Below are 26,082 nucleotides of genomic sequence, written 5' to 3'. Positions count from 1 at the left end.
GTACACGCTTTAGGTACGGTTCATTCGTTGAATGAAGCGTACACGCTTTAGGTACGGTTCATTTAGAGAGCCCAAAAGCGGCCCGCTTGTTTGTCTCCGCACAGCAGCGCCGCTCTATCGAATATTCGCTTGGTTTCCCGACCGATTTGTTCGCTCCCGGCCTTATTCCCGCCCGGCCGCGGCCTGCGCGCGGTAGCCGCCCCGATGCAGCGAGTAGCCCATCGCGGCGAAGCCGACGGCTCCGACAACCGCCAGCGCGGTGCCGCTCTGGTACATGAGCGGCGCGCCGAAGTTGTCGAAGATCCAGCCGCCGAATACGCCGGCGATCACGCCGGAGACGCCGCTCCAAGACAGCGTGTACAGCGCCTGTCCCGTTCCGCGGTAGGCATTCGGCACGAACATGCTCGTCATCTGCGTGCCGACATAGAAATAACCGGCGTACGTTACGCTGTGCATCATCTGGATATAGATAATATGCACCGGATCGGTCACCACCGACATCAGATACCAGCGCAGCGCGAACAGCAGGCTGACGGCGGTCAGGCAGATCATCATAAAGTTGAGATTGCGCCGGAAAAAGCGGTCGAAGACAAGGAATACGCCGGCTTCGAGAATCGAAGCAGCGAACACCGACCAGCCGACCAATTCGCGCGACCCGCCCAGGTCCGTGATATACAGCGTCATAAACGTGCTGTTCATCGCGTTGGGCACGGAGACGAGCACGCCGAGCAGCAGAAAGGTGGCGAACGTCGGATTGCCCAGCACTTTGCCGAAGCCGCCCGGCGCGACGACCGGCGTGTCCGCGGCCCGGCGCAGCGGCGGCAGCACGAACGCGATCAGCAGCGTGAAGCCGAGCAGTCCCGTGAAGATCCAGGCGACGCCCGGCGTCGTGCCGGTCCGGTCGATCGCGAAGCCGGCCGCGGCCGCCGTCAGCGCCCAGCCGAGCGATCCCCACAGGCGGAACGCGCCGAATTTGCGGGCCGTTCCGTCGATATAGCCGAGGATCATCGTATTGCTCTGCGCGAACATCGGACTCTGGAAAAAGAAAAAAGCGAGCATGATCAGGTAAATCGTAACGTAGCTGTTCGCGCGGAATACGAGCTGCGCCAGCAGCAGGGTGCCGGTCAGCATGAGGATCAGCGTGCGCCGCGTATTCTCCATCCGGTCGCTGAAATAACCCCAGAACGGATTGGCGATCAGGGACACGAAAGGCCCGACGGCCATCAGCGCGCCGATCTCCAGCTTGCTCATGCCCCGATCCTGCAGGTACAGCTGAAAGAAGCTGGTAAAGATCACGATCGAACCGTACAAAAAGAACGTAAAAGCTTTCAGCAGAAAAAAAGGAGAGCGCGGGCTCGCCGTATGGAGAGGACTCGATAAATTCGTTTGTCTTTCGGACACGTCACGCACACCCTTTTCGAAAAATCCAACGCAAAAAGTAAGGGCTTTCATTGTATCGGCCGCCGGGTCTGTACAACGTCTACGGGAAAGAAGGAGCCTTAATCGACAATATAGCTTCTTCCCGGACAGATTACAACAAAATAATGCACAGCGTTAATCGGAAAAAGATCCTCTACGGCCGGGAGACGGCCGGGAATTGCAACCGTTTTGTCACATAACGTCCGGGGAATTGCCTAAAATTGCGGGTATACTTAATTTGTAAACGGAAACATCCGCGGCCGGACATTAGCGAAGAAACCGTTCGATCGGGCCGCCCATTCTGCAAGGAGGGTCTTCTTATGACGACGGCAACGATGGAGAAAATCAGCGGAACCACCCGCGGGGACGAGCAGTGGGCCCATACCCGATTGAGCATTTATCAAATGTTGAGCGAATTTGTCATTCATAAACCGAGCGTGCATCTGCTGGTCAGATGGCAGCGGATTCTGGATCGTATCGACGGCGCGGGCGCGGCGGTCGAATCGTTCCGCGACTCGCTGCGCGGCCTGGAAATATCTTCGCTGCCGGCGCTGTGCGCGATCGAAGAGCGCGAATACGAGCGGCTGGTCGGCCGGCGCAGCGCGCGCTGCGTATCGCTGCGCGAATCGTTCTACGCCGGCGAAGAAGCCGAGCGCATGGCGGTGCGGGTGCGGGTCCAGTACGAACGGGCGGGCATCAACTTGAACAAAATGGCCGGCGAGAAAGACGACGAGCTCGGCGTCGAGCTGGAGTTCATGACGGCGCTGGCCGAACGGATGACCGAAGGCGTGCGGTCGCGCGAAGAGCAGGACGAACTGGCCGCTTTGCAGTTGAACTTCCTGGAAGAGCATCTGCTGGAATGGGTGCCGTCCTTCTGCGCGGAAGTGCGCAAATATACGCAAAGCCCGCTGTACGTGGGACTTTGCACGCTGATGGAAGAATTTATCGCGGCGGATCGCGAATGGCTGTCGCTGCGCGTACGGGGCTGATCGCCGCCGGGCGGGCGAATGCCGATATCGAACAAAACGGGATGAAGCCGGTTTACCCGGGCTTCATCCCGTTTTTTTGCTGCCGCCTTTTTGCCGGTCCCGGCTCTGGCTTTACCCCGCCGCTCAGGACAGCTGCAAGGTGAGCACCGATTCCCGCCCCGCCGTTACGCCGCCTTCGTGCTCCTGCACGCCGGTTACCGCTTCGACGCCATTGGGCGCGATAATGGAAGTAATGGAAGGATAGCCGGCCTGCTCGATCTTCTGCATATCGAATTCGATCAGAAGCTGGCCGGCTTTGACGCGATCCCCGGTGCTGACGCGCACGTCGAATCCTTCGCCTTTCATCGATACGGTGTCGACGCCGACGTGGATCAGCACCTGCGCGCCGGTTTCGTGCTCCAGCATGACCGCGTGTTTCGATTTGGGCAGATGCGCGATTACGCCGTCGAACGGAGCCAGCACGCGGCCTTCGCTCGGCACGATCGCGATTCCTTCGCCCATCAGTTTTTCCGCGAATGCCGGGTCCGGCACTTCGGACAGGGAAACGGCTTTGCCGCTGAGCGGAGCCAGTACCTCGAGAGATTGAAGTTTGTCTGCTTTTTTCTTCGACCAGAACGCCATGATGATAACCTCCGTTTTATAAAATGGGATGCCGGGCCGCCGTAAAGCAAAAAAAGACTCAAAACGAAAGCAGACGGGAACCGCCGCCTACTCCATTTTGAGTCTTGCCCGAATATTCGGTAACAATCTCGGATATTATTGTCAACGCATTCATTCTAGCTCCTGCTTGCCCTTCCTGTCAAATGCGGCGGCGAAAAACGAAAGCGTCCAAAGTTGATTAACTTCGTTTCCGCCGATAATATAAAATACAACGCAGAAAAAAGTTCGAGGGGACATTATGAAAATCAACCGGATTTTAAACAATAACGCCGTGGTCGTCAAAGAAGGAAACAGCGAGAAGATCGTCATGGGCGGCGGGATTGCTTTTCAAAAAGGGAAAAACGATATTATCGACCCCGCCAAAATCGAAAAAGTGTTTGTGCCGCGCGCGGAAGGCGATAAGTTCAAGGAACTGCTCAGCACCGTGCCGGAAACGCATATCGCGCTGGGCGAAGCCGTGATCTCTTACGCCGAGCGGCAGCTGAATATGACGCTGAGCGAGCATGTGCATATCGCCCTGACCGATCATCTTACGTTTGCGCTGGAGCGTTTTGCGCAAAATATCCGCGTCCATAACAAACTGCTCGGCGAGATTCGCGTCCTGTACCCGGAAGAATACAAGATCGGGCTGTGGGCATTGGAGCGGATCGAAGAACAATTCGGGATCTCGTTTCCGCCCGACGAAGCCGGTTATATCGCCCTGCATATCCATACGGCCAAAATAGACGGGGCGCATGTAGCCGCTTCGCTCGACAAAGCCGCGGTGCTTCAGGAGATCAGCGACTATATGCTCGGCGAGCTCGGCGTCGAAACGGACAAGAACGGCGTTTCCCACCACCGTCTGCTGATCCACCTCCAGTTCGCGATCAGCCGCTTTCAGGAGAACAAGCCTTTTCACAATCTGGACCCGGAAATGCTGCGCACGATCAAGAAGACGTATCGAAAAGGCTTCGATACCGCGCAAAAAGGAGCCGCTTACGCCGAAGAAAAATACGGCATCACGTTTCCGGAATCGGAATCCGCTTATATCGCGCTGCATTTGCAGCGAATTATCGAGAATATCTAAAAGATCCAAAAGAAACAGCCCGCTTCGCGATCGCTCCCGCAGAGGGGACGCGCAGGCGGCTTTTTTGTTTCGATCGTTCGCCCGGCGTCCAAATGAGGCATAGACGGCAGGCGGCCGGTTGCAAGAAGAAAGGGGCGCATTTTAATGGGACTTTATATCGGACTCGATATCGGCACAACCAGCACCAAGGCTTTTGTATACGATGAAAAAGGAGAAATCCGCGGCGGCTCGCAGGCGGCGTATCCGCTGCTCGTGCCGGAAGCGGGACGCGCGGAGCAGCGTCCGGACGATCTGGTGGAAGCGGTCGTGGACGCGATTCGCGGGGCCGTGCAGGACGCAAAGGCCAAAGCCGACGATATATCGGCGGTCGGCATCAGCGCGGCGATGCACAGCCTGATGGCGGTGAACGACCGGGGCGAACCGCTGACGCCGGTGATTACCTGGGCGGACAACCGCAGCATCGGCCAGGTGCATGCGCTGCGCGAAGGCCGGGAAGCCGGCCGATTGTACCGCGCGACCGGAACGCCGGTTCACCCGATGTCGCCGCTGACCAAGCTGCTGTGGCTGGGCAACAACCAGCCCGAACTGTTCAAACGGGCAGCGAAATTCGTTTCTTTCAAAGAATACCTGCTGCACCGGCTGTTCGGACGCTATGTGGTGGACGTTTCGATCGCCTCGGCGACCGGGATGCTGGATCTGAACACGCTGGACTGGAACGAATCGGCGCTGCATCTGACGGGAGTCGACCCGCGGCGGCTGGGCGAGATCGTGCCGATCGACGAGCGGCTGACGGGCATGGACGGCGGCTTCGCCGAGCGGATGGGCCTGAGGCGCGATACGCCGTGGATCGTCGGCGCAAGCGACGGGGCGCTGGCGAATGTCGGCGTGGGCGCGCTGGCCCGGGGTGAAACCGCGGTGACGATCGGGACGAGCGGCGCGGTGCGCACCTTCGCGGACAGTCCGCGCACGGACGGGGAAGCCCGCACGTTCTGCTACGCGTTCGAGCCGGACCGCTGGCTGGTCGGCGGTCCGACCAACAACGGCGGCATCGCGCTGCGCTGGTACCTGGAGAAATTCGTGATCGGCGAAGGCGAAAGCGGGGACATCAAAGAACAGGAAGCGCTGGACCGGATCGTGCAGATGGCGGATTCGGTGCCGCCGGGCTCGGAAGGGCTGCTGTTCCTGCCGTATCTCAGCGGAGAGCGCGCGCCTTACTGGAACGCCGACGCGCGCGGGACTTACTTCGGGGCGACGCTGCACCACGGCCGGGCGCACTTCGGCCGGGCCACGATGGAAGGCGTGCTGTTCGCGGTGCGCACGGTGGCCGACGCGCTGACGGGCATCAGCGGCGACAGCCGGTCGCTGCTGGCGTCGGGCGGCTTTGCCAAGAGCGAAATCTGGACGCAGATGCTGGCCGATCTGTCCGGTACGCAGGTCGTGGTGCCCGATACGTACGAAGCGTCCGCGTTCGGCGCGGCGGCGGTCGCCATGCGGGCGGACGGAGCGATCTCGAAGCTGGAGGACCTGAAAGACGGGATTCGTATCCTGCGTACGCACGAGCCGGACGCGCGCCGGTTCAAGACGTACGAACGTTACTATTCGCTGTTCAAGCAGGTGTACGAGCTGCTCGAACCCGCTTTCCCGGCCGTGGCCGAGCTTCAGCGGGGGACGGGCGTGAATCATGAAGAAGAAAGCGGCGGGAAGAAGTAAGCCGGGTCGAAGCGGGCCCGGTCGTATTGAAGAAATCGATTCTTGGACGCGGCAAAAAGGACCGGATCGGGAGAAGCGCGTTCTCCCGTTTCCGGTCCTTTTCGATAAGAGGTACAACTAAAGAAGATTGGCGAATCGAACGGAAACTCCGCCCGCTTAATCCAGCGGAGTCTCCAGCGCTTCCAGCTTCGCGCGTCTGGCGCGCGACTTCGAACTGATCTTCATCAGGAACTCGTACACGACCGGCACGATGACGAGCGTGAGCAGCGTGGAGCTGATCAGGCCGCCGATCACGGTGATGCCGAGCGCCTTCGAGATAATGCCCGCGCCGCCTTCCCAGCCCGCGACGAGCGGGATCAGGGCGCCGATCGTCGCCAGCGCCGTCATCAGGATCGGGCGCAGACGCGTCGAGCCGGCTTCAAGCAGCGCTTCACGCGTAGACAGTCCTTCGCGTTCTTTGTGAATCACGCGGTCGATCAGGACGATCGCGTTGGTCACGACGATCCCGATCAGCATCAGCACGCCCATCAGCGCGGAGACGTTCAGCGTCTCGCCGCCGATCAGCAGGCCGATCAGCGCGCCGATCGCAATGAACGGCAGCGAGAACAGGATGGCGAACGGCGCAAGGCCGCCGCCGAACGTCACGACGAGCACGAAGTAAACGATCGCGATCGCCGCAAGCATCGCCAGGCCGAGCTGGGAGAACGTATCGTTGATCTGCTCGGTTACGCCGCCGAATTCGACGCTGATACCGTCAGGCAGATCCATATCGGCAATCTTGTTTTCCAGCGCGGTCGAAGCGCCGCCCACGTCGGAAGCGGTGATATCGGCCGACAGCTGGGCGACCGTTTTGCCGTCGGAGCGCGAGATCGTTTCCGGCGCGACGCCTTTCTCGACCCTGGCGACGTCGCTGATCGGAACATTGACGCCGAGCGGCGAAGCAAGTTCCGTATCTTCGATCTGCGACAGCGAAGTAAAGGTCCTGCTGTCCGTTTCGATATAAACGTCGTAGCTTTGTCCGTCCAGATCGACCTGCGTCAGCACCGGACGCTGGGTAACGGGCGCGAGCGCCATCGCGATCTGGCCGGCCGTCAGGCCGTAGGAACTGAGCTTCTGCTGGTCGGCGACGAGCGTATACTGGTCGTAACCTTCCGTCAGGTTGCTTTCGGCTTTCTCGAAGTTGGAATCTTCCCGGATCAGCTTCAGGATATCGTCGGCCACCGGCTTGATATCGTCGGTGCTGTCGCCGTATACGCTGACGCTGAGCTGGCTGCCGCCCATGCCGCCGCTGATATCCATTTGCCCCCATTCGCCTTCGGGAACGGTTTTCTCAAGCCCGGCGATCAGGTCTTCTTTGACCTTGGCGAAGTCCGGCGTATCGTTGTCGAATTCCGCGTAGAACAGCGCGGAGTTCGACGAACCGAAGCCCAGCGGATTCGAGCCGCCGATCGAATACTGCATCTTGGTCAGATGCGGCTGCTGACGCACGTATTCTTCGGCGTCGAGCATCAGCTGCTGCGCCTGCTCGTCGGTCGCGCCGGCGTCCGGCGTGTACGTGAACGTCATGGTCTTCTGTTCTTCTTCCGGCAGGAAGCTGGTGCCGACGTACGGAATGGTGAACAAACTTCCGACCAGCAGCGCGACGGCGATCGCGAACGTGATCAGCTTATGCGACAGCGACCAGTTCAGGATGCGCTTGTAGCTTTCCGCCATGCGGCCCGGTTTGTCGTGCGAGCGCTTTTTCTTGAGGCCGCCCCGGAACAGGGTATGGGCCAGCATCGGCACGAGCGTGATTGCGATCAGCAGCGAAGCCAGCAGCGCGAACACCATCGTCAGCGCGAACGGCAGGAACAGTTCGCCGACCATGCCGCTGACGAAAGCGAGCGGAACGAATACGGCGAGCGTGACGATCGTCGACGACATAATCGGCAGGAACATCTCGCGCGTCGCGGCGCTGATCAGCTGGCGGCCGCGCAGCTTCTCGCTGTCCAATGACAGCCGCCGGTAAATATTCTCGATGACGACGATCGAATCGTCGACGACCCGGCCTATGGCTACGGTCATGGCGCCCAGCGTCATCATGTTCAGCGTGACGTCCATCTGCTTGAGCAGCAGCACCGCGATCAGCAGCGACAGCGGGATCGACAGGATCGAGATGATCGTCGAGCGGATATCGCGCAGGAACAGCAGGATGATCAGGACGGCGAACAGCGCGCCGAAGATCGCTTTCTCCAGCATGGTGCGCACGGAATCTTCGATCGGCTTGCCCTGGTCGAGCATCACGGTCAGGTTCAGGCCGGAATACTGGTCCTGCAGCTCGGCGATGCGGTCCTTGACCGCGTTGACGACATCGACCGTATTGGCGTCGTTCGTCTTGACGATCTGGATGCCGATCGACTCCCGGCCGTTCGTCCGGGCAACCGATTCGGACTTGCCGACGACATCGATCTTCGCGATGTCGCTCAGCTTGACCGTCGGCAGGCCGGCGGCAGCAGCCGCGGCTGCCGCATCTGCGCCGCCCTGCGCAGCGGCGGCGTCGGTTCCCTGGGCGGCGGCGTCGGCCGCGCCCTGCTCGCCGGCGCTGCCTGCGCCCTGGGCGGGCGCCGCTTCCGCGGCCGCGCCTTCGCCGGCCGAGCCGGATGCGTCCGGCGCGGTCTGGCCGCCCGCGCCGGCCTGCGGCGCTCCGGCGGAGCCTTCCGCTCCGGTCGCGCCGGATTCGGCGCCCTCAGGAGCCGACGGCGCGACCGGGATCTCGACGTCGCGCAGATCGTCCAGCGTCGTGACGTTGCCGTCCACGACGACCGCGGACTGCGAGTCGTCCAGCGTGAACAGTCCGAGCGGAGCGCGGACCGAAGAAGCGTCGACGATATTCTGTACGGTCTCCCGGGTCAGACCGAGTTCGGCCATCTTGTCCGTATCGAACGTGAGCTGAACTTCGCGGACGTACTGCCCGGAGATCTGCACCGAAGCGATGCCGTCGATTTTTTCAAGCTCCGGCTGGACCTGCTCTTCGGCGATCCGCGACAATTCTTCCAGATCGTCCTCGCCTTCGCTCGCGGACGCGCTGAGCGAGATGACCGGGAACGAGTTCAGGCTGAAGCGCATGATCTGAGGACGCTCCACGCCGTCGGGCAGCGTGATCCGGTTCAGACCTTCGCGGATCTGCGCCGTCGCTTCGTCGAGATTCGCGCCGTAATTGAATTCCACGGCGACCGAAGCGGCGTTCTCCATCGACGACGACGTAACGTTCTGCACGCCGTTCACGTTGCGCAGCATTTGTTCCAGCGGGATCGTCAATTCGTTCATGACCGTTTCCGGGGCGGCGCCCGGATCGACGGCCGTGATATTCAGGAACGGGATATTGATATCCGGAATCGTTTCCTGCTTCATGGTAAGGCCGCTGTAGATCCCGGCGGCCGCGATGACGATGGTCAGAAACCAGACCGCCAGCTTGTTCCTCAGCGAAAAGCCGATAATACTTTTCATAAAATTGTTTTCCACTCCTCTTGATTGGCTGCGCCTGCTGAAGCAGGCTTTTCTATAAACGGAAGACTTGCGGCGGACGGATCTTAATGCGCCGGCAGCACATCCAGCCGGTACAGCATCAGGCCGAGCTGCTCCAGCGGACCGCTCAGCGAATGGACCTCGCGCAGATTGGACAGCATGCCTTTGACGACGGCGCGGCGGGGGGAATCCGAAGTGAGTTCCTCTTCGAGTATATCGAGCGTCTCGGCGGCTTCCAGGCGTTCGGCGGGACCGAGCGGGCTCCAGGACAGGGTCTCGCGCATCTGCCGGATCAGCATGACGGGACGTTCGGCGGTACTTTGCGCTTCCGGCGCGTCGGCCACCCAGCCGGCCCACAGATCGGGCGCGATCAGCGGCTCTTCCGCCAGTCTCAGCAGCCGTTCGGCCGCCGCGTCCAGCGTATGCTCCAGATGCCGGACCGCTTCGGCGACCGGAATTTCGGCCATGCCCCAGTCGGTCAGCTGGGGATAGGTGAACATCAAACCGCTGACGATCAGCGACAGGTCGCCGGAATATCGGTCGATCTCCGGTCCGTAGATGCCGATCAGGCTTCCGCGGATGCGGACGAACGCGGTATGCATCGGTCCGCGGTCGGCGGCGGGGCCGCAGGCGGAACCCGGACCGGAGCCGGGCTGGAGGTCTTCGCCGAATCCGCTGAACTCGCGTTCGCGAATCTGCATGATGATGAATTCTTTGAATTCGATCAGCGAATGCAGCAGCAGCTCGGCTTGTTCGCGGAACGTCTCGCGGGCCGGGCGCTCCACGGCGGCCGCGGCGTCCAGCTTCCCGGCCAGCGTGCCGAGCGCGTACTCGTGGATGGACCGGATCAGCTCTTCTTTGGAGCGAAAATGCTGATACAGCGTGCCTTTGGAGAATCCGCAGCGTTCCGCGATATCCTGCATGGATGTCGCTTTGATGCCGCGTTCGGAGAAAAGTCCGAGCGCCACAGTGAAAATCGTCTGTTTGCGTTCGGCGGATTTATCGGTCAATTGCGCTGCGCCTCCCTTTTGACTTGGTGGTTCTATAATCGACTTATCGGTCAAAACCCAGTATAAACGAAAAAAACGGCCGTCTCAACTTCGCCGGATCAACCGGCGGCCGAGAGGCCGTTTGGCTTGAATTTGCCTATATTTGTTTGCCGCTGTCTGTGGGCGTTCCGCGATTGCTTGGCCGGCCGATGCCGTTGTTGCGAATCCGCATCAATCCCGGCTTGCCATTGGGCCGCATCTCGTCAGTCCATCATCGCGTGATCCTATCGCTCTATCGTCCCGTCAACGCGCCCGCTAACTCCTTTTACGAGATCAGCTTCAATCCTACCGCCGCCGACAGGATCATGGCGATAAACACGACGCGGCGCCATTCCTTAGGTTCGCCGTAGAGGAACATGCCGACCAGCGCGCCGCCGACGGTGCCGATGCCGGTCCAGACCGCGTAGGCGGTGCCCATCGCAATGTACTGCATCGAGTAGCTGAGCAGCGAGAAGCTGCCCGCGAACGCGGCGATCAGCAGCAGCCACGCGCGCAGTCCTTTACGCATGGAAACCTGTTTGAGTCCGATTACGCCGAATACCTCGCAGCATCCGGCCAGTGCAAGCGTCAGCCAGGCCATGTCAGACCGCCTCCTTTCCGTTTGCGGCCGAGCCGGCCGCGTCGTCTTCGCCGTGCGAGTCCGTCACAAGTTTCAATCCGACCACGCCGCCCAGCAGCAGCAGGATCAGCAGCGACTTCGCCAGGCTGAACGGCTCGCCGAACAGCAGCGTTTCCGCGACGACGGTGCCCGCCGTGCCCAGTCCGGTGAATACCGCGTACACGCTGCCGATCGGCAGCAGCTTCGAAGCGTTGATCATCAGCCAGAAGCTGATCGAGATGCCGACGATCGTCAGCAGCCATTCCCAGATATTCGAGGAGTGCTTCAGTCCCGATACCCAGCCCACCTCGAACAATCCTCCCAGGAATACGTACATCCATCCTTTATTTTTTTGGTTTTTCATGCGATTCATGCTCCTTTGTTTGTCAAAAAGTGAAGGCGTCCGCGCGGGCGGCACGCCTGTACGATCCGATAAGTTCGACAGCGGGTCAGGCGCGTTCCGCCTATTCCCGATTCGCGTCCCCGTCGTTCTTCAACACGCCCCGGCGGTACACCGGCCAGGCCGCTTCCAACCGGCGCAGCGCTTTGTCGCGGCTGCCGTAGATCGCTTCGGCCAGCAGGCCGTCGAGCACGGTCATGTAGGCGAGGACGGCGCTTTCCGCGTCTTCCGCGTGCAGCCGCCGCGCATTCCGCGGCAGCGCCAGCAGCTTCGTCAGCCCGCGTTCGGCCTGGCCGAGAAACGGATTGACGAGTGCCATGACTTCATCGTGCAGCGCGCTCGGCGGAAAGTAGGACATGCGCAGCAGGAAGCGCGTTTCCACATCGTCTTCGTAATCGTTCATCAGCCGCCGGGCCAGCCCGAGCAGCGTATCGTCGAACGGCGCTTCGGCCCGGCTCAGCACATAGCGCGACAGGGAATGTTTCTTGCGGCGCATCGCCCCGGCGAGCACGGACAGGAACAAATCTTCCTTGCTGCGAAAATGCGCGTAAATCGACGGCTTGCGAATGCCCACCGCGTCGGCGATCCGGCCCAGCGAAGCGCCTTCGAAGCCTTCGCTTGCGAACAGTTCCAGCGCCGTTTCTTCGATAACCGGTTTGCGCGTCATGGCGAAATCCTCCTTGTTCATCAAACTCATTCATACAATTCGATCGAACTAACTAACGATCGTTAGTTTAATAATGTCACGCCGGATTCGCCCTGTCAACCGCAAGGGTAAAAAGAATCATGAAGAGAGTTACTGAGAGGGAAAATAGACCGGCCGGACATGAAACCGTTCTGCGCGCCCGGCCGTAATGAGGAAAGACACAGTCTGACTCAAGGTTGAAAGGGGGGAGATTCGTTGAGACGTGGGCTGATCGTATTTCTGCTCGCCGCGCTGCTGTTCGTTTTCTATTATTTCGGCGTCGATTTCTTCGGAGGAACCGTCGCGGCCGTTATCAGTATTTTCTCCACGCTGACGGTCGTATCGATCGGGTTCGTTATTTTTATGGACAACCGCAACCCGTCGAGCACGCTGTCGTGGATTCTGGTGCTGGGGCTGCTGCCGATTGTGGGGCTGGTCTTTTATTTTCTGTTCGGGCAGAACTATTTCCGGCGCCGCAAATACGACAAGAAAGCGGAGCGGGACCGCCGGATCTACGAATGGAGCGAGAAGGACGCGCTGGCGGGAGTGGAGAGCAGCGCGAACTTCAGCGAAGAGCAGCAGCGGATTCTGCGCCTGTCGCGCCGGCTGTCGCTGACTCCGGTCTCGTATTCGAGTCCTTCGGCGGTCCTGACGAACGGCGGCAGCACGTTCTCCGCGCTGATCGAGGAACTGCGCACGGCGGAGCATCATATCCATATGGAGTATTACATTTACCGGGCGGACGATATCGGAACCCAGATCAAGCACATCCTGATGGACAAAGCGCGCGCGGGCGTGGAAGTCCGGTTCATGGTCGACGCGGTGGGCAGCATGCAGCTTCCGCGCAAATTCCTCCAGGAAATGAAGGAAGCCGGCGTCCGCGTCGCTTTGTTCGGTTCGACCAAATTCCTGCTGGCGACCAGCCGCGTCAACTACCGCAACCACCGCAAGATCGTCGTGATCGACAAGCGGGTGGGTTTTATCGGCGGGCTCAACGTGGGGGACGAGTATCTCAGCCGGAGCAAAACGTACGGATTCTGGCGCGACACGCATATGCGGATCGAAGGGGACGCGGTCAGCACGCTCCAGCGCATTTTTCTGCGGGATTGGCGCCATATGACTAACGAACAGCCGACCGGACCGGGGTATTTTCAATCGAAAAGCAAAGCGCAGCCGGAGCTCGGAGCGGTGCAGATCATCGCGAGCGGACCGGACAACGACCGGCGCACGCTGAAGCATATCTTTTTTGCCATGATTACGTCGGCCAAGCGCTCGGTCTGGATCGCGACGCCGTACTTTATCCCCGACGAAGACATTCTCACCGCGCTGCGCACCGCCGCCCTGTCCGGGCTGGACGTCAGGCTGCTGTTTCCGGCCAAGCCGGATAAGCGTCTGCCGTTCTGGGCGTCGCATTCGTACTTTCCGATCCTGCTGGACGCGGGCGTCAAGATCTACGAATACGAAAAAGGCTTCCTGCATTCCAAACTGCTGATCGCGGACGGGGAAACGGCGACGATCGGGACGGCGAATATGGACATGCGCAGCTTTCACCTCAATTTCGAGGTCAACGCCCTGCTGATGAACAACGACAGCGTGAAGCGGATCGCCGCCGACTTCGAACGCGACCTGATGAATACGACGATGATCGATCCCGCGCAGTTCGGCAGCAAGCGCATCGCCCTGCGTTTTATGGAATCGGCGGCGCGGCTGCTGTCTCCGCTGCTGTGACTCCGGACGCGCGCGCGCATTACGCGACCCGTGTTCGCTTCGGCGAACCGGGTCTTTTTTTGTCGCAAATCGGTTGTTCCCCAAAAAGCTTGGCCGCTTAATGATTGTGGAGGAGGAAATTGTTTAAAATTTTTGCTAATATAGAAGCAGGGACGATTCATTCATTAAAATGCCCAGGTTGCGATCGAGCCGTCAGGCCGTTAATTGGGTAAAAACAGAGTATGCGTAAAAGTATATGCGAAAAAGGGTGAATCGGCATGAAACGAAGTGAAGGACGCAAAAGGGTTGCGATCGTCGGGGCCGGACCCGGCGGGCTGGCGGCGGCCATGCTGCTGGGCTCGCGGGGATACGAGGTGGACGTGTACGAGAAGCAGGCCGTGCCGGGCGGACGCTCGGGCAGGCTGGAGATCGGCAAGTACAAGTTCGACCGGGGCGCGACGTTTGTCATGATGCCGCATTTGCTGGAAGAATTGTTCGAGGCCGCGGGGCGCTCGCTGCATGATTATGTCGAACTGGAGAAGCTGGACCCGCTGTACGGATTGTATTTCGACCGGGGACGCACCGTGCTGATGCCGTCAAGCGACAACGAAGAGACGGCCCGGCGCATCAAGGCGCTGTTTCCGGGCGAAGAGGATGGCTTCCACCGCTTTATGACCGACGAGTCAGTGAAATACGATCACGTGGAGCCGCTGCTGCGCCGGCCGTTCGGCGGTTTGGCCGATTATCTGCGGGCGGACGCGTTCAAAGCGCTGCCTTATATGGATTTGAACGATACGGTGTACGGCCGCCTGTCGCATTATTTTAACGAAGAACGGCTCAAATACGCCTTTACTTTTCAATCGAAATATCTCGGCATGTCCGCCTGGACGTGTCCGGGCACGTTTACCATCCTGTCTTTTATGGAGCATCGCTACGGACTCGTGCATCCCAAAGGCGGAGTGGCGGCGCTGTGGAACGCGATGGTGGCGGTGGCCGGCGAATACGGCGTGCGCTTCCACTTCTCGCATGCGGTCTCGCGCGTGCTGACGGGAAGCGGCCGGGCGACCGGCGTAACGCTGGAGAACGCGGAAGTGCGGCCGGCGGATCACGTGGTGATCGGCGCGGACTTCGCTTCGGCGATGAACGCGCTGTTCGAACCGGGGGTGCTCAAGAAATACGCGCCGGACAAGCTGAAAAAGAAAAAATACTCCTGTTCGACCGCCATGCTCTATCTGGGCGTCGACGGCGAGATCGACCTGCCGCACCATTCGGTGCATTTTGCCGACGACTATCCGAAAAACGTGGACGAAATCACCCGAAGCCTTCAATTGTCCGAAGATCCTTCCATCTATGTGCACAACCCGTCCGTTCTCGACAAAAGTCTCGCTCCGGCGGGCAAGTCGTCGCTGTACGCGCTGATGCCGGTGCCGAATCTGGACGCCGATATCGACTGGGACGGCCGACGCGAGGAATTGAAGCAGCGGATGCTGGACCGGCTGGAAAGCATCGAGCAGCTTCGGGGACTGCGGGAACGGATCGAGTGCGAGGAATTCTTCACGCCGCTGGACTGGCGGGACGAACTCGACGTGTACCGCGGCGCTACGTTCAACCTGGCGCATAACCTGGGGCAGATGCTGGCGCTGCGGCCGCACAACCGGTTCGAAGAAGTGGACAACGTCTGGCTGGTCGGCGGAGGCACGCATCCCGGCAGCGGACTGCCGACCATCTTCGAATCGGCGCGCATCAGCGCCAACCTGATCGCCCGCGCCGACGGGCTTGCGCCGATGGACGTACCCGCGGCCGCGGGCACGGCGGTTCGTCCCGGGGGCGCCAATTGAGCCGCGCGCCCCGTTCGCCCAGAGTGGCGATCGTCGGCGGCGGAATCGGCGGATTGACGGCCGCGCTGCTGCTGAGCCGGCGGGGAGCCGAAGTCACGCTGCTGGAAAGCCGGGACCGCCTGGGCGGACGGATCGCGTTCGAACGCAATGAATCCGATACGCGCCGGATCGACCAGGGCCCGACCATCGTGCTGCTGCCCGAGATGCTGCTGTCGATCCTCGAAGAAGGCGGGATCGAACGGGAGCGGATCAAGCTGATCGAGTCCGATCCGCTGTACCGCATCCACTACTCGGACGGCCGCACGATGACCAAACGGCGCGATCCCGGGGAGCAGGCCAAAGAAATCGAGCGGCTGTTTCCTGGACAATCGGAACCTTTTCTCCGATATATGAAAGAAGTGCGTTCGCTGTATCCGGGCGCGCAGAAAGCGGTGCTGGAACGGACGTTTCCGCGCAAACGGGATTTCTTCACGCCCCGCCAGGTGCGGATGCTCGGTAGGCTGCAGGCGCATCGCAGCGTGCGCGCGGCGGCGGCCCGGTATTTCAAACACGAAGACCTGATCGACGCGTATTCGCTCCAGTCGCTGTATATCGGCGGAGAGCCTTCCGGCACGCCGGGCGTATACTCCATCCTGCCTTACGCCGAGCACGACTTCGGCATCTGGATGATCGAGGGCGGGTATGCCCGGCTTCCGGTCATCCTCGAAGAAGAACTGAGATCGCGCGGCGTCGACATCCGGCTGAACACCCGGGTCGAGCGGCTGCCGGTCGAAGACGGGCGCTGCCGCGGCATCGTGGCCGACGGAGTGAAAGAAGACTTCGACGCCGTGCTGTTCAACGGCGATTTCCCGCATCTGCTGCCGCTGCTGGAAGGCCGGCCGGAAGCGGTCCGGCGCAAGCCTTACCGGCCGTCGTCCGGCTGCGTGCTGGTATATATCGGCGCAAGCAAACGCTGGGAAGATACGGCGGCGCATCAATTCTTCCTGCCCGACAGTCTGACGGAAAGTCTCCAGGCCATATTCAAGCGGGGGATGATCCCGGCGAATCCTTCGTTCTACGTATTCAATCCGGTCGTGCTGGACGGGAACGCCGCGCCCGAGGGCGAGAGCGTGCTGTACTTCCTGATTCCCGCGCCCGACGCTTCGCGCATTCCCTGGTCCAAAGAAGGGCGGCGCCTGGCGCGCAAAGTGCTGCGCGCGGCTGAACAGCGCGGCTTCCCGGGCCTGCGCGAATCGCTCAAATGGATCAAGCTGCGCACGCCGGAAGACGCGCGCCAAGACGGCAATTACGAAGGCGGCAGCTTCGGCATCGCGCCGATCCTGGCGCAGTCCGGCCCGTACCGGCCGCAGCCGCGCCCGTTCAAAAGCATCGACGGATTGTATGCGGCGGGCGCGTCGGTTCATCCGGGCGGCGGCGTGCCGATCGTGATGCAGGGGGCGAGAATGGCCGTAAATCAGCTTATGGAGGAGTGGAACCCATGAACGAACATATTATGCAGCAGTGCGAAGACTCGATCCGCCGAGGATCGTCTTCCTTCTACCACGCGTTCCGGGCCCTGCCCGAAAGGAGGCGGCACGCCGTCTACGTCATCTATGCGTTCTGCCGTCTGATCGACGACAGCGTCGACGAGCCCGACCAGTCTCCGTTCACCATCCATGAGCTGCGCGAGCGCTTCCTGCGGCTCGACGAAGCCGACGACCACTTTATCTGGCCCGCGCTGCGCTGGCTGTTCGGCAGCTTCCCGGCGCTGGACCGCCAGCCGTTCCTGAGCCAGATGGACGGCCAGCTGTCGGACCTGACGCTGCTGCGCTACGAAACGATGGAACAGCTTGAGCGCTACTGCTATCTGGTCGCCGGCACGGTCGGCGAGATGCTGCTGCCGGTGCTGCGCGACGATCTGCGCGCCGAAGCCGCCGAAGCGGGCATCGCGCTGGGCAAAGGCATGCAGATCGTCAACATCATCCGCGATGTCGGCGAAGACCGGGAACGCGGCCGCCGTTATATCCCGGCCGACCTGATGCGCCGCCACGGCTACACGGACGCCGATCTGGAACGGGGCGCGATCGACGAGCGCTTCGTCGCCCTGATCGACGAACTGCACGGCCGGGCGGAGGAGTGGTTCGCCCGCGGGCTGTCCAATCTGGACAGCTATCCGCCGCAGAGCGGCATGGCGGTGGCGCTGGCCGCCGCTTTCTACGGCGCGATCTTCGACCAGGTGCGCCGGAACGGCTACGATGTGTTCGGCCGCAGGGCGTTCGTGCCGGACGAAGAGAAAGCCGCGCTGTTTCTGGGCGTGGCGGCGCGCTTCGCGGATGGCGAAGCGGACAGCGAAGTCCGGGGCAGCGCTTCCGGCAGCGCGGCGGTATCCTGAGGAGGGACGGCCGCTGACGCTGCAGGGCGGAGCGGCGGAGCTGCCGCGAAGCCGGCTCGACCGTCGCCGGGCGGCAGCCGGCGTCCGGATCTTGCGCTGCTCCGCGCCGGACTGCCCGCCGACGAGAAATTCAACCAATTCAGACCGAAAGGGAGGACCCGCTCTTGATCCTGAACGCAATCCTCTGGGCGGCCTGTCTGCTGCTTGCCGCGCAGCTGCTGTTCGCGCTGGTCAACGGCCGCTCCCTGTCGAGGCCGGGGCGCCGCGCCCGCAAAGTCGAAGGGCGGCCGCTTGTGTCCGTGCTGATTCCCGCGCGCGACGAAGAGCGGAATATCGAAGACTGCCTGCGCCATGTACTGGCTTCGGACGATGCCGAATTCCGGCTTGAAGTCATCGTGTACGACGACGACTCCGGCGACGATACGGGCGGGATCGTGCGCCGCGTCGCCGTGGAAGATTCGCGGGTGGGGCTGATGCGGGGCGGCGAGCCGCCCCGGGGCTGGAAAGGCAAATGTTATGCCTGCCACCGTCTGGCCGAACAAGCTTCGGGCAGCTGGTACCTGATGCTCGACGCCGACGTGAAGCTCGGCCCGCTGGCGATTCGCGATACGCTGCGCTCGATCGTGAAGAAGAAAGCCGGCCTGCTGACCGGCTTCCCCAAGCAGAACACCGGCACCTGGCTGGAGCGGCTGGTCGTCCCGATGATGGAATTCGTCGTTCTGTGCCATCTGCCGATTCCTGTCGTATCCCGCTCGCAGAGCGGAGCGTTCGTCGCGGCGCACGGCGCTTATATGCTGTTCAAGCGCTCGGCTTACGAATCGGCCGGCGGCTACGAAGCGGCGAAGGACGAAATGGTGGACGATATGGCGATGGCCCGCGCGGTCAAGAAAGCCGGCTACCGCATGGTGCTGTCCGATATGAGCCGCCACGCGCATATGCGCATGTATCACGGCGCGCGCGAAGTGTGGAACGGCTTCGGCAAAAATATGTTTACGGGTCTGGGCGGCAATTATCTGCTGCTTGCCGCCCTTCTGCTGTGGTACGGCGTGCTGTACGTGCTGCCGCCGGTCACGCTGCTGATCGGCGCGTTCACGGGCGATCTGCATCTGATGCTGGTCAGCGGAGGAGCGATGCTGCTCGGCATGGCGGTCAAAGCGGTCTGCGACGCATACAGCGGCCTGCCGGCCTGGAACGGTGTCTGGGTCTGGGCGACGATCTGCTGCACGATCGCGATCGCGCTGTCGAGCGCGGCGGGCGGTATCGGCGGCAAAGGACACGAGTGGAAAGGGCGGCGCTACGGCTGAGCTTCGTCTGTCGTACGAACGAAACGCAGGACTGCATAGGAGCCGCAATGCGGCGATTGCGGCGTGGAGTATAGGCCGAAAAGACGAATAAGATGGATTTCTGCATTCGGCGAACGGAATCAGGGAGGGGAGAGCGGTCGTGACGGAGAAAAAAACGGACCCCGGCCATACGACCGGGGACCGCAAAAGCGAGCATGTCCGCTTGTGTTTGGAAGAAGACGTGGCCGGCGAAGGCGTAACGACGGGGTTTGAACGCTGCGCATTCCGGCACAACGCGCTGCCGGAGCTGGATTTCGACGACATCGACCTGTCGTCGTCGTTTGTGGGCCGGCGGCTCAAAGCGCCGCTGCTCATCAGCTCGATGACCGGCGGCAGCGCCGGCACGGGCCGGATCAACGAGCGGCTGGCCGAAGCGGCCCAGGCGCGGGGCTGGGCGATGGGACTCGGTTCGATCCGCGCCGCGGTGGAGCGCGAGGAGCTGGCCGCGACCTTCAAGGTCCGGCACAAAGCGCCGGACATCCCGGTGATCGCGAACCTTGGCGCGGTGCAGCTGAACTACGGGTTCGGCGCGGACGAGTGCCGCCGCGCGGTAGAGATCGCGGAAGCCGACGCGCTGGTGCTGCATCTGAACGGGCTGCAGGAAGTGTTCCAGCCGGAAGGCAACACGGACTTTCGCGGCCTGCTGGACAAGATCCGGCGGCTGTGCCGCGAACTGGACGCGCCGGTCGGCGTTAAGGAAGTCGGCTGGGGCATCGACGGCGAGACCGCGCTGCGGCTGGCCGAAGCGGGCGTCGCCTTTATCGACGCGGCGGGCGCGGGCGGCACGTCGTGGAGCCAGGTCGAGAAGTTCCGCAGCGCCGATCCGGTGCGCCGGGCGGCCGCCGAGGCTTTTGCCGGCTGGGGCACCGGCACCGCGGACTGCATCGCGCAGATCCGCGCGGATCTGCCGGAGCTGCCGCTGATCGGCAGCGGCGGCCTGACGAGCGGCGTGGACGCCGCCAAAGCGATCTCGCTCGGCGCCGATCTCGCCGGTTTCGGCCGCGCCCTGCTCGGCCCGGCCGTCGATTCGGCCGAAAGCGCGGCGCGCGCGATGGAGCAGGCCGAATTCGAACTGCGCACCGTCATGTTCGGCATCGGCGCCGGCAGCGTGCACGAATTGAAAGGTCATAAACGTCTGGTCCGCTGTTAGAGCGGAGCGGGCGTTTTTTATAGAGAACCGCAGGATATTTAATTCATATGAGAATTAAGCAAAGCAGAACGCCGGCGATGGCGCGGCCAAACCCGTCTTTACGGCTATAATCTTACTTTGTAAAATTACTTTCCACCGTATCGCTCCACCCGATTTCCTGTTATAATATGCGGTGATGCTTTTTCATGGAAATTTGGAGCGTCCTTTTTTTACGTTATAAGATCAAACTCAGAGGAGTTGTGTATTCATATGGCATTGAAAGCCGGGATCGTGGGCCTGCCGAACGTCGGCAAATCCACGCTGTTCAACGCAATTACGCAGGCGGGCGCGGAGTCCGCGAACTATCCGTTCTGCACCATCGACCCGAACGTCGGGATCGTCGAAGTGCCGGACGAGCGTCTCGACAAGCTGACCGAACTGGTCGTGCCGAAGAAAACGGTGCCGACCGCGTTCGAATTCGTCGATATCGCGGGCCTTGTGCGCGGCGCGAGCAAAGGCGAAGGCCTGGGCAACAAGTTTCTGGCGCATATCCGAGAAGTGGACGCGATCGTGCACGTCGTGCGCTGCTTCGTGGACGAGAATATCACGCACGTCGACGGCAAGATCGATCCGGTCAGCGATATCCAGACGATCAACCTGGAGCTGATCCTCGCCGATATCGAGAGCGTGGACAAGCGGATCGACCGCTCGAAGAAAAACATGAAGGGCGGAAACAAGCAGTACGCGCAGGAAGTCGAAGTGCTCGAACGCGTCAAAGAAGCCCTGTACAACGACCAGCCGGCGCGCAGCATCGACCTGTCGGACGACGAGCTGCAGATCGTTCGCGACCTGCACCTGCTGACGTTGAAGCCGGTTCTGTACGCGGCGAATGTCAGCGAAGACGAGATCGCGGACGTGGCGAACAACCCGTATGTCCAGCAGGTGCGCGACTTCGCGGCTGCCGAGAATGCCGAAGTGGTGCCGATCAGCGCCAAAGTCGAAGAAGAAATCGCGGAGCTCGAAGGCGACGACAAGCAGATGTTCCTCGAAGAACTGGGCATCCAGGATTCCGGCCTGAACCTGCTGATCAAAGCGGCTTACAAGCTGCTCGGCCTCTACACGTACTTTACGGCGGGCGTGCAGGAAGTGCGCGCATGGACGATCCGTAAAGGCACCAAAGCGCCGGGCGCGGCGGGCGTGATCCACTCCGACTTCGAACGCGGCTTTATCCGCGCGGAAGTCGTCGGCTACGAGGATCTGGTAGGCGCGGGTTCGATGAACGGCGCCAAAGAACGCGGCCAGCTTCGTCTCGAAGGCAAAGAATATATCGTGCAGGACGGCGACGTCATGCACTTCCGGTTCAACGTATAAAAAAAGCGCGCAGCGCGAAAAAGCCGCATTTCCTCCACGGGAAGTGCGGCTTTTTGCGTGCAGACTGCGAAATAAACCTGTACACTGTACACGGCTTTGGCAAACTTGGCGGAGCCTGCATTGCTTTTTCGTCAATGTAGAAGCCGTTTTTTTCATACAGGGCAGCTTACATTGACAAAAAGGCAGCGTAGAGCGCTTTTTGACTCGGATTTATGCCGATTTGCGCTTCTACGCTGCTTAATTGTCAATGTAGCGCTCGCCGCCGGACTTTTCAAGCGTCTACGCTGCTTTTTAAGCAACGTAGGCTCCGCTTCATGCGCGGCGTCCCGCGCCTCTCGGCGTCCCGCGCGTCCCGCGTTGTCCCGCATCCCTGGCCGTCCCGCGTTTCGCGCCCGCCACCTACTTCTTACTCCGCCGGCCGACGGTTATACCCGCGTTCGCCGTAAGGTTGGAGCTTGTTCAGCCACTTCTCCTCCAGCTCGTTCAGCTGTTCGCGCACGGTGACGTAGGCGTTTTCGGACGGCTTGAGCACTTCCAGCACTTCGAACTCGAACGCGTCCGCTCCGTATTGGTTCCAGTCCTGCTGTAATTCTTTGTTTTGAAAACTGCCGTTGTTCAGCTCGAACTGCCGGCCGCTCATCGATTTGAGGTTGGGCAGCGAAGCGACGAACGATCTGCCGCTTGCGGTGTGGACGACGCGGTAAACGCCGGCTTCCTGCTTGATTTCTTTGTAGATGGCCTGCAGTTCTTTTCTGCGGTTCACGGGGGATTCCTCCTTGGGGTTCGATTGTGCTTTCTTCGCGGCAGACTGCGCCGATTCCGCATTCGCAGCCGCCGGACGCCCGCCCGCGGTCGTCCAGTAGGCGCTGCCGTCCGGCTCGCGGTCCAGAAAGCCGTATTCGATCAGAAAACGGTGCAGGATCGCGTAATCGGCGTAGATCGGTTCAAGCGCCGCATTGATTTCTTTTTCCGTATACAGCCGCTTGTCGTCGAGCCGGGAAGCCGTATGCCGGAGCACGGCGAGCCGCTGCTTTTCTTTGAGGTCGAAAGTCCGCAGCGGACCGTCCGGGCCTTCCGGGAACGCGCCGCGCAGAATGTCTTCTTCCTCGCCGGCGGTCAGGTTATAGCGTTCGTCCAGCATGCGCGCGTTACGATGCGGAGCGATAAACGCCGGCTCGCGGCGGCCGCCGCGTTCGCCGAGCAGCTCCATCAGGGCGAGGAACGCTCTGGCCTGCCGTTCTTTCTCTTTCAGCGCGAACCGATGATGGCGAATGGTCGAAGCGCTGCCGATGCCGAGTTCGTTCTTGATCTCGTCGTCGCTTCTTCCACTGTAAAAAAGCCGCAGCAGCGCGTTCTGGTGATCCGTCAGCCCGGTCGATTTCTTGTCCAGTCCGATCAGCGCTTCAAACGGAGAACCGTGCCCGTCTTCGATATGCCGGCGCATAAACTTCCCCGCTTCGTAAAAAGTTCCGTTTTCCGCATAGATCAATCCCGCTTCCGTGGAATACCCGCAGAACAGGCAGACGTAAGTCTCGCCGCTGAGCGAATAGCCTTTTTTCAAATCCTCCACGGGCGCGTTCCACAGGGTATTGAGGGTGTCGATAGGTTTCATAAGCAAACACTTCCCCGTTCTGTTTGTCTCATTCCAAACAATATTTGACTTCATTTGATATAATACAAACATAATTACCTGCTGCTTGTCAAACGGCAAACAAATATTCAAAACGTTTGCGATAAAAAAAGACCATCCTCGCCCGGCCGGGGGAGAACGGTCTTTCTTTTGAGCTTTTTTTCAACAAACATCTTGGAGTGCCGGTTACAGATTCAGCGTTTTCATGCCGGCTTCGTGATAACGCAGACCCGCGGTCGCGCCTTTGGGAGCCGCTTCGTCGATTCGTTTCAGCTCGTCTTCGGTCAACGACACGCGGAGCGCGCCGATATTTTCCAGCAGGTATTTCTCGCGCTTCGTTCCCGGAATCGGCACGATGTCGTCGCCCTGCGCCAGCAGCCAGGCCAGCGCGAGCTGGGGCGGGGTGCAGCCTTTCTCGCCGGCGATTTCTTTGATCCGCTCGACCAGTTCGAGATTCTTCTTGAAGTTCTCGCCCTGGAAGCGCGGGGAGTGGCGGCGGAAATCGTCTTCTTCCAGATCGTCCGGCGACTGGATCTGTCCGGTCAGGAAGCCGCGGCCGAGCGGGCTGTACGGCACGAAGCCGATTCCGAGCTCGCGGCATACGGGCAGAATCTCGTCTTCGATGTCGCGGCTCCACAGCGAATATTCCGTTTGCAGCGCGGAGACCGGATGCACGGCGTGCGCGCGGCGGATCGTGTCCGGAGCGGCTTCCGACAATCCGAGATAGCGCACTTTGCCTTCTTCGACCAGCCGGCTCATCGCGCCCACCGTTTCTTCGATCGGCGTGTCGGGATCGACGCGGTGCTGGTAGTAGAGGTCGATCGTATCCACGCCGAGCCGCCGCAGACTTTTTTCGCACGACTCGCGCACGTACTCCGGCCGCCCGTTGACGCCGAGCCGCTCGCCGTTCGGGCCGCGCACATTGCCGAATTTGGTGGCGATCGTCAGACGTTCACGGTTCTTCACGATAAACGGAGAGATCAGCTGTTCGTTGTGTCCGTTTCCGTACATATCCGCCGTGTCGAAAAAGGTAATGCCGCTGTCCAGCGCTTTTTCCAGCACGCGCAGCGATTCCCGCTCGTCCGCCGGACCGTAGAATTCCGACATGCCCATGCAGCCCAGACCGAGCGGCGAAACTTCGAGCCCCTGACGGCCCAACTTGCGATTTGCCATACTTTTGCGCCTCCTCGATACGGTATGTTTTGCCTTTTCTACTATGCTCCCGAACGCCGCCGAAAACAAGAAGCGAGCAAGGAAAACCGGCGCGGAGAAGAACAAACGGGGAGTCCGGGACGCTTTCTCGGCCGGGCGTGAAAACGACGGAAACGGGGATATGAAAAAAGCTTGTTCCGTGCTATAATTAAGAGTCGTCGCCGCCTCTTTGTGTGAACGATTTTTTCATATCCGCGAAAGCGCGGGCGGCGCTTGACGAAAGCTTGAAGGCGTTAATGAATACTGTGGACGAAAATCCCCTTTTTTGAACATCCGGAAATCAACCCGAACTTATGATCGATCATTATTTATTGAAGAGGTGAACGGCCTTGTTGGATAAATTGCAAGCCCTGGTAGACCGTTACGAGAAACTGAGCGAGCTGCTGTGCGACCCGGACGTGGCGAGCGATTCGAAAAAGCTGCGCGACTACTCCAAGGAGCAGTCCGACCTGCAGCCCGCGTACGAAGCGTATACCGAATACAAGCGCGTGGTCGAAGACCTCGAAGCCGCCAAAGAAATGCAGGGCGAGAAGCTCGACGACGAGATGCGCGAAATGGTCAAAATGGAAATCGACGAGCTGACGGCGCGCCGCGCCGAGCTGGAAGAAACGATCCGCGTCGTGCTGCTGCCGAAAGACCCGAACGACGACAAGAACGTGATCGTCGAAATCCGCGGCGCGGCCGGCGGGGACGAAGCGGCGCTGTTCGCGGCCGATCTGTACCGCATGTACAGCCGCTACGCCGATACGCAGGGCTGGAAAGTCGAGCTGATGGACGTGAACGAAAGCGACCTCGGCGGCTTCAAGGAAGTCATTTTCATGATTAACGGCCGCGGCGCGTACAGCAAAATGAAATACGAAAGCGGCGCGCACCGCGTGCAGCGCATTCCGGCGACGGAGTCGGGCGGCCGCATCCATACGTCGACTTCGACGGTGGCCGTGCTGCCGGAAGCCGAAGAAGTGGATATCGTCATCAGCGACAAAGATATCCGCGTCGATACGTTCTGTTCCAGCGGCGCCGGCGGCCAATCCGTCAACACGACCAAATCGGCGGTGCGCGTCACGCACGTTCCGACCGGAATCGTGGCGACGTGCCAGGACGGCAAATCGCAGAACTCGAACAAGGAAAAAGCGCTTCAAGTACTGCGTTCGCGGATCTACGACGTGATGCGCCAGGAAGAAGAAGCGAAGTACGCCGGCGAACGCAAAAGCAAAGTCGGCACGGGCGACCGCAGCGAGCGGATCCGCACGTACAATTTCCCGCAAAGCCGCGTCACCGATCACCGCATCGGACTGACGATGCACAAGCTCGACCAGATCATGAACGGCGAAATCCAGGAGATCGTATCCGCGCTGACGATCGCCGAACAAGCCGACTTGATCGAAAAGGGAGTCTGATCCG

20 protein-coding genes are annotated in these 26,082 nt (G+C 60.8%); 11 read left to right on the top strand and 9 right to left on the bottom strand.

The window, feature by feature from the left end:
* Positions 1–162 precede the first annotated feature (162 nt).
* The gene (locus tag QWJ34_RS20480) at positions 163–1,401 is read right to left on the bottom strand and encodes an MFS transporter (protein WP_302730730.1); all 1,239 of its coding nucleotides are present in this window, start codon (positions 1,399–1,401) and stop codon (positions 163–165) included.
* A 338-nt stretch (positions 1,402–1,739) separates the two neighbouring features.
* On the opposite strand from QWJ34_RS20480, the gene QWJ34_RS20475 reads away from it, so the two are divergent.
* Positions 1,740–2,408: a TorD/DmsD family molecular chaperone gene (locus QWJ34_RS20475; protein WP_302730728.1), complete on the top strand. Its 669-nt coding sequence runs from the start codon at positions 1,740–1,742 to the stop codon at positions 2,406–2,408.
* 123 nt (positions 2,409–2,531) lie between these two features.
* Here the strand turns inward: QWJ34_RS20475 and QWJ34_RS20470 are convergent, their stop codons facing one another.
* A complete protein-coding gene (locus QWJ34_RS20470) occupies positions 2,532–3,029 on the bottom strand; it encodes a PTS sugar transporter subunit IIA (RefSeq protein WP_302730727.1) in 498 nt (165 codons plus the stop codon).
* A gap of 277 nt (positions 3,030–3,306) precedes the next feature.
* Here QWJ34_RS20470 and QWJ34_RS20465 point away from each other — a divergent pair, with 277 nt between their 5' ends.
* Positions 3,307–4,134 carry a PRD domain-containing protein gene (locus tag QWJ34_RS20465; RefSeq protein ID WP_302730726.1) on the top strand — a complete coding sequence of 276 codons (828 nt, stop codon included), beginning with the start codon at positions 3,307–3,309 and terminating at the stop codon, positions 4,132–4,134.
* 144 nt (positions 4,135–4,278) lie between these two features.
* Positions 4,279–5,844, top strand: coding sequence for a gluconokinase (locus QWJ34_RS20460; RefSeq protein WP_302730724.1), 1,566 nt, complete (start codon positions 4,279–4,281; stop codon positions 5,842–5,844).
* Positions 5,845–6,000: 156 nt separating this feature from the next.
* Here the strand turns inward: QWJ34_RS20460 and QWJ34_RS20455 are convergent, their stop codons facing one another.
* The 5 genes from QWJ34_RS20455 to QWJ34_RS20435 all read right to left on the bottom strand — a co-directional run bounded on the left by QWJ34_RS20455 (position 6,001) and on the right by QWJ34_RS20435 (position 12,062).
* Complete coding sequence (locus tag QWJ34_RS20455) at positions 6,001–9,330, bottom strand: efflux RND transporter permease subunit (protein WP_302730722.1); 3,330 nt, start codon at positions 9,328–9,330, stop codon at positions 6,001–6,003.
* An 83-nt stretch (positions 9,331–9,413) separates the two neighbouring features.
* Positions 9,414–10,358, bottom strand: a complete 945-nt coding sequence (locus tag QWJ34_RS20450; RefSeq protein ID WP_302730720.1) for a TetR/AcrR family transcriptional regulator — start codon at positions 10,356–10,358, stop codon at positions 9,414–9,416.
* Positions 10,359–10,662: 304 nt separating this feature from the next.
* Entirely contained in the window at positions 10,663–10,977 is a 315-nt protein-coding gene (locus QWJ34_RS20445) for a DMT family transporter (protein WP_302730719.1), read from the bottom strand.
* A gap of 1 nt (position 10,978) precedes the next feature.
* Positions 10,979–11,359, bottom strand: a complete 381-nt coding sequence (locus tag QWJ34_RS20440) for a DMT family transporter (protein ID WP_302730718.1) — start codon at positions 11,357–11,359, stop codon at positions 10,979–10,981.
* A 100-nt stretch (positions 11,360–11,459) separates the two neighbouring features.
* Positions 11,460–12,062 carry a TetR/AcrR family transcriptional regulator gene (locus QWJ34_RS20435; RefSeq protein WP_302730717.1) on the bottom strand — a complete coding sequence of 201 codons (603 nt, stop codon included), beginning with the start codon at positions 12,060–12,062 and terminating at the stop codon, positions 11,460–11,462.
* Between the two features lie 234 nt (positions 12,063–12,296).
* On the opposite strand from QWJ34_RS20435, the gene cls reads away from it, so the two are divergent.
* From cls to ychF, 7 genes are all read left to right on the top strand, one after another.
* The gene (gene cls, locus QWJ34_RS20430) at positions 12,297–13,808 is read left to right on the top strand and encodes a cardiolipin synthase (protein WP_302730716.1); all 1,512 of its coding nucleotides are present in this window, start codon (positions 12,297–12,299) and stop codon (positions 13,806–13,808) included.
* A gap of 257 nt (positions 13,809–14,065) precedes the next feature.
* Entirely contained in the window at positions 14,066–15,625 is a 1,560-nt protein-coding gene (locus QWJ34_RS20425) for a phytoene desaturase family protein (RefSeq protein WP_302730715.1), read from the top strand.
* Positions 15,622–17,106, top strand: coding sequence for a phytoene desaturase family protein (locus QWJ34_RS20420; protein ID WP_302730713.1), 1,485 nt, complete (start codon positions 15,622–15,624; stop codon positions 17,104–17,106). Before QWJ34_RS20425 ends, QWJ34_RS20420 begins: the two co-directional genes overlap by 4 nt.
* The gene (locus QWJ34_RS20415; RefSeq protein ID WP_302730711.1) at positions 17,103–17,996 is read left to right on the top strand and encodes a phytoene/squalene synthase family protein; all 894 of its coding nucleotides are present in this window, start codon (positions 17,103–17,105) and stop codon (positions 17,994–17,996) included. Before QWJ34_RS20420 ends, QWJ34_RS20415 begins: the two co-directional genes overlap by 4 nt.
* 164 nt (positions 17,997–18,160) lie before the next feature.
* Positions 18,161–19,300 (top strand): glycosyltransferase family 2 protein, encoded by a 1,140-nt coding sequence (locus QWJ34_RS20410; protein WP_302730710.1) that lies wholly within the window; start codon positions 18,161–18,163, stop codon positions 19,298–19,300.
* Between the two features lie 139 nt (positions 19,301–19,439).
* Complete coding sequence (gene fni / locus QWJ34_RS20405) at positions 19,440–20,489, top strand: type 2 isopentenyl-diphosphate Delta-isomerase (RefSeq protein WP_302730709.1); 1,050 nt, start codon at positions 19,440–19,442, stop codon at positions 20,487–20,489.
* A gap of 249 nt (positions 20,490–20,738) precedes the next feature.
* On the top strand, positions 20,739–21,839 hold the full coding sequence (gene ychF / locus QWJ34_RS20400; RefSeq protein WP_302730708.1) for a redox-regulated ATPase YchF: 1,101 nt from the start codon (positions 20,739–20,741) through the stop codon (positions 21,837–21,839).
* A gap of 406 nt (positions 21,840–22,245) precedes the next feature.
* Here the strand turns inward: ychF and QWJ34_RS20395 are convergent, their stop codons facing one another.
* Both QWJ34_RS20395 and QWJ34_RS20390 read right to left on the bottom strand, forming a co-directional pair.
* Positions 22,246–23,451, bottom strand: a complete 1,206-nt coding sequence (locus QWJ34_RS20395) for a DUF2087 domain-containing protein (RefSeq protein WP_302730707.1) — start codon at positions 23,449–23,451, stop codon at positions 22,246–22,248.
* Positions 23,452–23,655: 204 nt separating this feature from the next.
* Positions 23,656–24,642 (bottom strand): aldo/keto reductase, encoded by a 987-nt coding sequence (locus QWJ34_RS20390; RefSeq protein WP_302730705.1) that lies wholly within the window; start codon positions 24,640–24,642, stop codon positions 23,656–23,658.
* 368 nt (positions 24,643–25,010) lie between these two features.
* Between QWJ34_RS20390 and prfA the strand changes: the two genes are divergently transcribed.
* Positions 25,011–26,078 (top strand): peptide chain release factor 1, encoded by a 1,068-nt coding sequence (gene prfA, locus QWJ34_RS20385; RefSeq protein ID WP_302730703.1) that lies wholly within the window; start codon positions 25,011–25,013, stop codon positions 26,076–26,078.
* Positions 26,079–26,082: the final 4 nt, after the last annotated feature.

Origin of the sequence: Saccharibacillus sp. CPCC 101409 (genome assembly GCF_030518235.1) — a bacterium.
Classification (GTDB): domain Bacteria; phylum Bacillota; class Bacilli; order Paenibacillales; family Paenibacillaceae; genus Saccharibacillus.
This window is presented reverse-complemented; position numbering and strand designations above follow the sequence as displayed.